This window comes from Colidextribacter sp. OB.20, from assembly GCF_009911595.1.
Taxonomy (GTDB): Bacteria; Bacillota; Clostridia; order Oscillospirales; family Oscillospiraceae; genus Lawsonibacter.
In genome coordinates this window covers 1-10,377 of record NZ_QWKG01000098.1, presented here as the reverse complement: position 1 = coordinate 10,377, position 10,377 = coordinate 1, and the positions used below count along the sequence as shown (strand labels likewise).

11 protein-coding genes are annotated in these 10,377 nt (G+C 54.8%); 2 read left to right on the top strand and 9 right to left on the bottom strand.

The genetic code is table 11. The features are described 5' to 3' along the window. Window positions 1–239 precede the first annotated feature (239 nt). The gene (locus D1641_RS17755) at window positions 240–1,871 is read left to right on the top strand and encodes an exonuclease domain-containing protein (protein WP_160668128.1); all 1,632 of its coding nucleotides are present in this window, start codon (window positions 240–242) and stop codon (window positions 1,869–1,871) included. A 6-nt stretch (window positions 1,872–1,877) separates the two neighbouring features. On the opposite strand, the gene D1641_RS17750 is transcribed toward D1641_RS17755, so the two are convergent. The 7 genes from D1641_RS17750 to D1641_RS17720 form a co-directional block, all read right to left on the bottom strand. Beyond that, window positions 1,878–2,729, bottom strand: coding sequence for a GNAT family protein (locus D1641_RS17750; RefSeq protein WP_160668126.1), 852 nt, complete (start codon window positions 2,727–2,729; stop codon window positions 1,878–1,880). A 63-nt stretch (window positions 2,730–2,792) separates the two neighbouring features. Next, window positions 2,793–3,143 (bottom strand): hypothetical protein, encoded by a 351-nt coding sequence (locus tag D1641_RS17745; protein ID WP_160668124.1) that lies wholly within the window; start codon window positions 3,141–3,143, stop codon window positions 2,793–2,795. A 166-nt stretch (window positions 3,144–3,309) separates the two neighbouring features. Next, window positions 3,310–4,743: a site-specific integrase gene (locus tag D1641_RS17740; RefSeq protein WP_160668122.1), complete on the bottom strand. Its 1,434-nt coding sequence runs from the start codon at window positions 4,741–4,743 to the stop codon at window positions 3,310–3,312. Window positions 4,744–4,747: 4 nt separating this feature from the next. Continuing rightward, window positions 4,748–5,908 carry a site-specific integrase gene (locus D1641_RS17735; protein ID WP_160668120.1) on the bottom strand — a complete coding sequence of 387 codons (1,161 nt, stop codon included), beginning with the start codon at window positions 5,906–5,908 and terminating at the stop codon, window positions 4,748–4,750. 76 nt (window positions 5,909–5,984) lie between these two features. After that, a complete protein-coding gene (locus D1641_RS17730; protein ID WP_160668118.1) occupies window positions 5,985–6,389 on the bottom strand; it encodes a hypothetical protein in 405 nt (134 codons plus the stop codon). Between the two features lie 254 nt (window positions 6,390–6,643). After that, window positions 6,644–7,219 carry a helix-turn-helix domain-containing protein gene (locus tag D1641_RS17725; RefSeq protein WP_160668115.1) on the bottom strand — a complete coding sequence of 192 codons (576 nt, stop codon included), beginning with the start codon at window positions 7,217–7,219 and terminating at the stop codon, window positions 6,644–6,646. Beyond that, a complete protein-coding gene (locus D1641_RS17720; protein ID WP_160668113.1) occupies window positions 7,216–7,425 on the bottom strand; it encodes a helix-turn-helix domain-containing protein in 210 nt (69 codons plus the stop codon). The genes D1641_RS17725 and D1641_RS17720 overlap by 4 nt, the downstream gene beginning before the upstream one ends. 453 nt (window positions 7,426–7,878) lie before the next feature. Between D1641_RS17720 and D1641_RS17715 the strand changes: the two genes are divergently transcribed. Next, on the top strand, window positions 7,879–8,541 hold the full coding sequence (locus D1641_RS17715) for an endonuclease/exonuclease/phosphatase family protein (RefSeq protein ID WP_160668111.1): 663 nt from the start codon (window positions 7,879–7,881) through the stop codon (window positions 8,539–8,541). A gap of 214 nt (window positions 8,542–8,755) precedes the next feature. On the opposite strand, the gene D1641_RS17710 is transcribed toward D1641_RS17715, so the two are convergent. Then, window positions 8,756–10,189, bottom strand: coding sequence for a site-specific integrase (locus D1641_RS17710; protein ID WP_160668109.1), 1,434 nt, complete (start codon window positions 10,187–10,189; stop codon window positions 8,756–8,758). Then, window positions 10,147–10,377: tyrosine-type recombinase/integrase (locus D1641_RS17705; RefSeq protein WP_160668107.1), on the bottom strand; the 231-nt coding region annotated here is incomplete at its 5' end. The genes D1641_RS17705 and D1641_RS17710, both read right to left, overlap by 43 nt.

Here is a 10,377-nt window from a genome sequence, read left to right as displayed (position 1 = left end):
TTTCACAAATCTATTCTCATCCTTTTTGCACCATTTGTCTTTATTTTTCTTCGAGTTCTACTATTGATTCGCACTTTGATATGACATCTTGTATTGTGCTCACAGTTTACAGCAGAAGGCGTCCGATAAAATTCCCTTTTATTTTTTTGCTCCAATCGGAAGCGGCACATAGAAAAGTACAGTTTAAGGTACAGTTCATCTGGTATTCTGTTGGCAGAGTTCAGAGAGGAGGAACACCTATGTACGTACTTATGGATCTGGAGTGGTTTTGTACTGACCAGAGGAACATGTTCCCTACGCAAATCGCGGCGCTCCGCGTCGATAAAAACTGGCAGCGGCTGGACCTCTTCTTTTCCCGGATTAAAACAGAATGTGCAAATACACCAGACTGGACACATATGGCCTTTTCCGGCGGAGCGCCGGAGGACTTTTTATCCGCACCCGCCCTGTCCAAGGTGCTACGGGATTTTCGGGTATGGCTCCATAAGGACGACGTGCTGTGTTGGTGGGCGGAGGAGGCCCCCAAAATCTTCAAACAGCTTCATACCCCGCTTTTGCAGACACCGGTTTTGCAGGCGCCGCCAGCAGTACCCCACCGGGTTTTGCTGGATCATGTGAGTCCTGTCCTGGCGTCAAAGGGTATTAAGCAGGAAAATCCTTATAAAATCGCCGCGGCCTTGGAACTGGCTGTCCACGCGCCTGCTCACTGCTCCGAGCACGACGTGCTGACCATACGGACTGTCCTTCAGGCACTGGACTTTCCTCAGGAAAACCTGGGCAAGCGGGCAAAACGGCGGACAGGCCGGTACAGCTCCAGACAGGACCCTGTCCATGCGGACATGCCTTATCAGCTGGACGCCACTACCGGGCTTCTCCACAGGAAGGACTGCGACGATATCCCAGATGGCGCGGTTTTGTCCGGCTTTGCCTCGTTTAAGCCGTGCTTCAACGGCAAGGCCCGACCCTGCCCCCGTTTGACTGAGGAATATCGCTCGGCGAAGCGGAAACGGAAACAAAATACCATCGCCCGCTCCCAGTATAATTTTGTCTACGTCAAGACCTCTCCGGTGTTCCATCGGAGAGACTGCTCCCGTATTTTGTCCGCCAACAGTATTATGGGTTCCATTTTTTACGAAGGCTGCACAAAAACAGGACGGCGGCCCTGCAGGCTCTGCAAGCCGTCCGCCTTGGAACCGGTAAAAGTTCCGGAAAAGATATATGCACCCGTCAAGCCATCCCGCAGACCATTCCAGAAAAATCTGCCCAATCCGGAACAGCGGGCCATCCAGCGTTTGAAGCAGTCCCAGGAGGAGCGCAGAAACGCCCAATTGGACGCCATGACCGACCAGGAGCGGGCGGATCTGTTCACCCTCACCCAGCCGGGTTACGCCTTCTGGGCCGCTGCCGGGTATCAGACCTTTCACCGGCGGGACTGCCGCAAGCTGAAAGGGCTGTCCAACCTGAAGGGCTTCTCCCGGTTCAGCGATGCGAGCCGCGCAGGCTACACGCCGTGCAAGCTATGTAAGCCCACGAAAAAACAGGATATGATCTACTCCATCCCCATTACCAGTCAAAAACGGCAGGACGAATCCGTTCAGGATTTGGTTGCTCTATGTGAAGAAAACCAGTTTACATACAGCAGAGAAGCAGGCTATTTTACCATCCGTACCCCACTCGGGCGGTGGCGGATTCATTTGAACTGCAATCCCATTGTTGTGGACCATATCAACCTGACCACAACACCCGACAATCCCCTGCTCTATCACCGACAGCCCCGGCTCTTCCTCTCGCTGGCCGACATATTTTCCTATATCAAACGTCACGATAAAAAATTACTGGACCTGAAACGTCAGCCATTAGAGGCAACTTGACGTTGGCTAATGATTGTGTTGGGCTTTCCCTCCGCCAGCCTGCAGGGGACACTTCAACTGATAGTCAAGCACGTGGCTCAGCAGCTTTCTTGGCTCAACCCCAAGGCGCTCCGCAAGCCCCATCATATGCTTGTCTATAAGGCTGAGATTTTTCTCCTCGAACCGCTTTTTTTCATCATCTGTCTTCAGTACTACACTGTCGCACAGACCGATTAGCTCCGCGCCCAGACGCTCAAAGCACTTTTGAGAAGGAAGATTGTCCACCTCTACCCTCGCCCTAAATTCACCTTTGCCTGTAAGGCGCTGAATCTCGTTCAGGTATAGGCAAATGCTCTGCGGCCCAAGCCCTCGCCGGGTGTGCTTTGCATCCAGCTCTATCGCAATTTCCCACAAATCGGCGCTTGTGTCTTTTATTCCAAGATAGCCAACGGGCTGGTTTTCCTTTGAATCACAGATGACACAGTAAAACACCTCTGAGGAAAGGGCCTCATTCAAAAATAGACTTTCCTTCTTGTCCTCCGCAGCGTAGTACGCTGATCTGTATATAAGCGAATACTGCATTCTCACACTGCGATAGAATTCCTGATCCCCTGGCATAATTGGACGGATGACGATCCCGTCGCCGCACACAAATGCGGACTGGGATTTTTCGTATGAGAAATCCCAAGGCTCTTTTTCTATTGCCGGCTGCTCCTCAACTGCCGATTGCTCCTCAGCTTGGATAATGTCGTCGATAGCGTTTTTTAATGCCTCTCTCCAGTCTGGAGTGTCAGCGGGCAGACCCTCCAGCTTGTTCAGAATTTCCTGTCGAAACTCCCTCGCTTGCTCCTGCTGCGCTCTTTGGTAAATGCTGCCCATTAGAACACCTCCCTTGCTTATGACAGCCAGAGAATTTAGTTTTGTGGCTATGCCCACATGGAACTACTCTTCATCCGAATCGTTCCTGCTCTGCCTCTCAAGGAAAACTCTTACAGTTTCTTTCAGCTCATCGCTGAAATCTTCGAGGTCTTTAATGCTAATTACATCATGATTGATGAGCGAGACGATGTTATAGATAAGGTTTGTTCGGGTCATCTGTAACTGGACGCCTGGATTTCTCTTATCGCTCTTTATCCGCTTATCCAATTTCCAGAATTTTTCTGACGGATCACCATCGCTACGTAGCAGCTCTACGTATTCCTTGCATAGGCGATCCATATGGGCTTCCTGCCAATCACCAATTTTACTGCGGAAAAGGGTCCAATCCCGTTTTGTAAATCGTTGTTCCTGCAAAATCTCACCCCCATCAAATCTGTACCAGCAGTCCAAGAATATCACAGCATCGCTCATTTATCAAGGGCACAGAATTTGTGCAGACACTATCTGCACAAATTGTTTCCATTCCAGCAGAGGACAGCGAATCACCTCAATCCGCTGTCCTATCTTTGGATATGGCGACTCAATGTCCGGAGGGCATCTCTGCCGCCTGTGCCGCTTTCAGTTCCGCAAGCTCGCGCTTCATCTGGACAATTAGCGCCGCCAGCTTTTCCTCGCACTCTTCACGGGTGTGGGCATAGATATTGCGGGCGTGTTTTTTGCCGTCGATCCATTTGGGTGAGTAGCGCCCCTCAAACAGATGGTCATTGATCTGGCTGATGCACCCTGTCCCCGGTCTGCGGTGCGGGGGGCGGTACGGCGTGAAGGTCACAGGCGGGGCTACTTCCACACGTTCCAGTTCTTCCTCCACCTCCGCCCCGGCGATGCCCTGGTCGATGTTCCGGGCCGCGTTTTTCTGCATCTCGTCGGTGATGTGGGTGTAGATGTTCAGTGTGGTGGCCGACGAGACGTGGCCGATGATAGTGGACAACGTCTTCACGTCCATGCCGTTCTCCAGGGACATGGTGGCGAAGGTGTGACGGAGGTCGTGGAACCTTACCCTTTTGCACCCCGCCCGCTCCAGAATGACTTGCAGACGCTTTCGGACATAACCGGGGTCTATGGGCTGCTCCGGCTTGACGCGTGAGGGGAACATCCACTCCGAGAAGATCTGCGACTTGTACTCTGCCAGCAACTCCACCATGGCGGGAGGCAGGATGATGGTGCGGACGGCGGCCTTTGTCTTGGGCTCATTGACTTCCAGTTTTCCGTTGACCGAGTACACCTGCCTGCTGATACGGAGCCGCCCTGTCTTGAAATCCAGGTCAGACCATTGGAGGGCCAGCAGCTCGCCCCGGCGCATCCCCGTAGTCAGCTCCAGGAGGAACAGCTCGTACATCCCCTCCGTCTTGGCCTGAATTAGGAACCTCTGGATCTCTTCCTTGGTAAGAATTTTCATTTCCTTCTCCCGCAGGGGCGGCAGCTTACAGCCGATGGCCGGGTTGGTTCGGATGAGCCCCTCCTTTACTGCCCGATCCAGCGCCATCTGACACACCGCATGACAGCTGCGCACCGAACGGTCCGCCATCCCCGCGCCGTGGCGCTCCACATTGTTGAGCCGCCCGCCCTTTTTCATCTCGGTGAAGAACTGCTGGAGGTCGGACTGGGACAGCTTGTTCAGCGGGATTTCCCCCACTCCCGGAATGGCGTGGAGGTAGATCCAGTTCTCATAACTCAGCTGGGTGGTGTGCCGCAGAGCTGGCTTGGAATAGTTCTGATACCAGAAGTCCAGCCAGTCCCCGAACCGCATCTCCGCCCTGACCTTCACCGGCCCGGAGCCGCCCTGGGCCGCTTTCAGCTGTTCCAGCTTCTCGGCGCACTCCTTCTTGCTCTTGGCCAGCACATTTTTCGTCTTGGGATTGCCGCTATCATCATAGCCGACGACCACCCGACCCTCCCACCGTCCGTCCTTCCGCAGGCGGATGGTGCCCTCGCCCTTCTTTCTCTTCTTTGCCATACTCTCACCCCCTCGCCATGATGTCGTTCATAAATCCGCCCACGATCTCCGCCGCCCGGCGGTGCATATCCCCGGTGACGTGGGTGTAGGTGTCCAGAGTGAAGGACGCCTTGGTGTGGCCCAGGATGCCGGAGAGGGTCTTGGCATCCACGCCGCTGGTCAGGGCATGAGTGGCGAAGGTGTGCCGCAGGTCGTGAAACCGGATGCTGAGCAGGCCGGCACTTTTCAGCAGAGCCTTCAGGCGGCTGTAGGCCCTGCCGGGATTGACCGGGTCCTCCGGGCGGAGAGGGTTGGGGAAGATCCACTGGGAGCAGGAGACTTTCCTCCGTTCCCGCAGCAGCTGAGCCGTGCTGGGCGGCAGGGTGATGGTGCGCCGGCCCTTTCCCGTTTTGGTCTCGCCGGTGCTCAGTCCGCCGCCCTTGCGCTGGTGGAGCGTCCGGCGCACCGTCAGCGTCCCCTTCTTCCCGTCGAAGTCGGACCACATCAGACCGCAGCTCTCACCCCGTCGCATCCCGGTGGTCAGCTCGGTGTAGAAGAAATCGTGCCAGACCGGGTCCTTTTTAATCTCCTCCATGAACCGCTCCAGCTGCTCGTCGTTGAGAATCTGCTTGGCGGAGGCTTTCTTTTTGGGGAGCGTAACGCCCTCTGTGGGATTCCTTGCCGTGAGCCGCTCCCGCACCGCCGCGTCCATGGCCTGATGGAACACACCGTGGAGGCTGCGGATGGTGGAGCCGGAGAGCGCATACCCGTACTCGGGGTGTTCGGTTTTGCGCCCGTTCTTCTGCACCTCCCGGTACAGAGCCTGCACGTCGGCGGTGGTGACCTTGCACACCGGCCTGTCCCCCAGGCGGGGCTTGATGTAGCACTCGATGTACTGGCGGTAGCCCTTCAGCGTGGACTCACGTACCGTGGGCGAGACGTACTCCTCCAGCCAGCGGTCCAGCCACTCACCCAGCAGCATCCGGCTGTCCTCGCTGAGATCGACGTCCCGGTACTCCTCGATGCTCTGGTGCAGTTTTTTCATCAGTGCCTTCTGACTTTTGGCGGAGACGTAGCGGAAGATGGATTCGCCGTTCTCCTTGTGCCCCACCACGATGCGGCCCTCCCAGTGTCCGTCCTCCCGCTTGCGCACCATGCCGTCGCCGGACGGTCTGCGCTTTGCCATGTACCTCATCTCCTCTCATTCGGATTTTGCAACACCAACACATACCACACTTTGCGGAATATAGCTACTACTTTTTTCACAGTCCGCCGTTCTGATAGCGGACGGCATCGTCCAGCGTGACGCTGCCGCCTGTCTTCTTCACGTTCTGGACGCACCGTCCCCGGAGCGCCTTGAGCTGTTCATCGGGAATCTCCATCCCCGCCGCCAGCACATTCATCACCATGTCCTGCTCCACCGCCAGCTTGAAGAGCAGACGACAGACGCGGTTTTCCGAATCCTGCACCGTACCGCGAATAGCGGACAGGTACATAGGCGCTACAGCTGTGCAGTCTCCCGCTGTCAGGTAGTCGCAGTAGAACCGCAGAGCCGTTTCCACGAACTCGTTTTGACTTCGGCAATTCGCCAGCGGCATTGCCGCTTTGATCTTCCTGTCGGTATCCGGATCGATCCTCATCTGAAATCTCACTTTTTCTTCTGCCATGATGTTATCCTCCAAAATCGTATTTTTCGGGGCATTTGCCACCTGTAATGCCTGGATTTCCCTTGCGGCTGTAAGCCTTTGCCTGTATCTAATGCCAAATCCAGCGCCATACCGGGAAAAGTAATGCCATTCTCCACTTTGCACAGTCCCTCGTAAAAGGTACTGCAAACGGCTTTAAACCTCGGTTTTTCCCGCCTCCCGGCCCGCATTGCGGGCCGGTGTGACCCGGCGTGGCGGCGTAAGGCGCCACGCCTTTATCCTGCACTTTTTTCGACCCCCCGGTTCACCTGACCGTTTTGAAAATCGCTGAGGCCACCCACTTTGCACACCGGGCCACACAGCCTCGACACACCGCGCTCTGCTGTTGGGGGTGTCGCGGGCCGCTCTGTGGTCGGGAGCGGCTCCTGCGCCGCACACAGCAGCGACAATCGGGCCTGTGCTTTCTGTCGTTCTGTGTCCAGCTCCAGCTGACAGAGCTGCCGCTCGTGGTAGTGATCCACCGCTTCACGGATGGGGCGGATGTGGTAGCGCAGTGTACCGTTGCGCTTGCGCCCGTCCCTCGTGACGACGGTGGTGGACTCCGTGCGGATAAGGTGCTTGTCCTCCAGCTCCAGCACGTACTTTCGCACGGTGTTGGCGCTCATCTTCACCGCTCTGCCGATGGTGTTGTAGCCGGCGTAGGACTGGAAGGTCTTCCTGTCCTCGATGTGCATCAGGTAACCGTAGATTGCGATGGCGCCGTAGGACAGGTCCAGATAGAACACCTCATTGGGCAGAGGAGAAAAATTCTTGGCTGGGTCGCGCCTGGAATAGAGATCGTATTTCTTCACGCCGTACCTCCTGTGTGCTCTTCCACCCAACGGATGAACGCCTCCTTGGGGATCACGATGCGGCTGCCGATGCGCAGTGCCGGGAAGTCCTGTTCGTGCATCAGCTCGTACCCGCTGGATGGCGAGACACCCAGCACCCTTGCTACTGTCTCCGCGTTCAGGAACAGCGGTAGCTCGTCATAGGTCTTGTAGATAGACTCTTTCATACTGTACTTGCTCTCCTTATCAGTTGTGATGATTTTTTCTCTCTGCGTTGGAGCACAGGATAGAGTGTGATAGCCATTCACGCTGTCCTTGCCATACCGGAGAAAATAAAAAACCTACACATCCCTGCTGGCAAAACAACCAGCGGTACAGAATATCGTACCGCAAGGTCTTGCACAGCCTCGGATATGTAAGTCGGAAGTAGAGCGAGGCAGTTTGTTCAGTTGTTATACTCGAATATATGTTCTGTGTATAGGATACTCGATCAGGCAGCTTTTGTCAAGAGGGTGCGTATAAAAATTTTGGGAATCGGGAATACTATAAAGTTTCCCATGGCTGTTGGGGTGTGCTCTTTGCATCCGACGATATGGTCGGCCTTGATTATCCATTTGGAATTGTATAAAATATTAGCAGACGAACCGCATCGTTCAACTGGACACGGGAGGAGATGCAACTTGAGGATTGCCACTTGGAACATCGAACGGCTGAGGCACAAAAAATTCCTGGAGCAGATTCTGCTTGCCTGTGAGCAGACTCAGGCGGATATCCTCGTGCTTACCGAGACAGACCATCGTGTGAGCCTGGATTATCCGTACAGCTTCCACACGCCGCCGCTGACAGATCTTCAGCCTGTATTCTATAACCCCACCGAGAACAGAGTATCCATCTACACAAATTACCCTTGTATCCGACAGCATAAGACCTGCGACGAGTATACCGCACTGTGTGTTGAGTTGGAGACAGACAAAGGCTATATGCTGGTCTATGGAACCATCATCGGCATTTATGGAAACAGACACCCTTCGTTTCAGCAGTCCTTGGTCCAACAGCTCGACGATATCAAGCGGCTCTCCGACAGTGGGATACCCCTGTGTATTTGCGGCGACTTCAACTGTAGCTTTTCCGACGGTTACTATTTTACGAAGCCGGGCAGAGAGACTTTGCTCCGCACCTTTTCCGATTACGACATCGAGTTGCTTACAAAAAATGAGGCAAAGTGCATCGACCACATCGCTGTCTCGAAACGCTTTATCTCCAACAGCGGCATTCAGATCGCAGAATGGAATCAGGATAAGCTGCTGTCTGACCACAAGGGCATTGTTGTGTGCTTTTCGTAGCGGCTTGACTTTTTTCTTTGTATGTATCAGCGCAAGTAGTGTCTCATAGAAATTAGCAGATTTATACCTGTGAAAGCCTCCGATAACTCCCCGAAACCCGTTATTTTTGCAACTCTTTTCACCTGTCCATTATGGATGGTTACCCTCTGACCACATGTTTGCCCACAGACAGAGAAAACCGCCCTACCGGGTCATCCCCGGTGGGGCGGGTCCGTCAACCAGCCTTGCTCTCTGCCCTCAGCCGCTCCTTTTCAGCGGCTACCTCCGCTCGCATCTCGGCAATCATGATTGCCAGCAGCCTTTCGCATTCCTCCTCAGTATCGGCATGAACCCTTCGTGTTTCCAATCTTCCATCTGGCCATGTGATTTTATAGCGTCCAATCCATTGACCGTTTTGATTTCTACTGAGAGACCCGGTTCCCCACCGGCGCTTTCGTTCCCTGGTAGGCCGAAAATTGGTCATCGCAGTTGAGGGTTCTGCCGGTGGTGTGGATTCCGCTGTTTTCGCCTTGCCGATGCCCCGGTCGATCCTGACGGCGGCTTGCCTCTGCATATCATCGGTGACGTGGGCGTAGACATTCAGTGTGGTGGCACTGGAGACGTGGCCGATGACGGTGGACAGGGTCTTCACATCCATCCCATGTTCCAGAGCATTGGTAGCGAAAACGTGCCGCAGGTCGTGAAAGCGTACCTTTTTACATCCAGCGTGCTTCAGGATTTTGGCCAGCCGGTGGCTGACGACTGAGGGGGCTATCGGAGCGTCTTCTTTCTTCGGGGAGGGGAACATCCACCGGGAGAAAACCGTCTGCTTATATTTTTTCAGTTCAGTGACCACTGCGGGCGGCAGGATCACTGTCCGGATGGACGCTTTATTCTTTGGCGGCTGTATCAGCAGCTCGCCTTTAATTTGATAGACCTGCCGCTCAATCCTCAGCTCGCCGGTGTTGAGGTTCAGGTCATCCCACTGGAGGGCCATCAGTTCTCCTACTCGGAGTCCAGTGGTCAGTTCCAGCAGGAATACCTCATAGTATCCCTCGGCCTGGGCCTGGATCAGCAGCTTCTGCAGTTCCTCCCGGCTGAGCAGCCGCATCTCCATTCGTCTGGCCGGTGGGAGTTTACATTCTTCCGCTGGGTTTCGCACGATCAATTTTTCGATAACGGCTTTCTCCAGAGCCCTGCGGCACAGACCACAGCAGTGCCGTATCGTATTGGCGGAGAGTCCATCGCCTCGAGACTCTCGGTATTCGCTCCGGCCATCCTGCCTCATCCAGTTTATGAACTGTTGAAGGTCGTTTGTGGTCAGCTTGTTGAGCGGAATGCCGCCGAGCCTTGGACGGATGTACAGGCGGATATTATTTTGATAGCCAGTCCGCGTGTTTGGCCGGACGGCGGGTTTACAGTAGGTCTCATACCAGAATGTCATCCACTCACCGAAAGGTATATCCGCTCTGATCTTGACAGCAGTTGCGGGAGCCACGGACTCTTTCAGCGACTCCAGTTTCGCTACGCAGTCTGCCTTGGTTTTGGCCAGCACGTTCTTCGTCCTGGGCAGACCTTTGTCATCATAGCCGATGACTACTCGGCCCTCCCAACGTCCGTCTTTTCTCAGCCGGACTGTACCCTCGCCACTTTTGCGCTTTCTTCCCACGGTCTCAGCTCCTCTCCGAAAATGTCTGTCAAGAAATCTCCTACTACTTCCGAGGCTCGCCTCTGCATATCGCCGGTGGTGTGGGTATAGGTGTCCAAGGTGAACGCCGCTCTGGTGTGGCCCAGGATACCAGACAGGGTTTTCACATCCACGCCCGACGCCAGAGCGTGAGTTGCGAAGGTGTGACG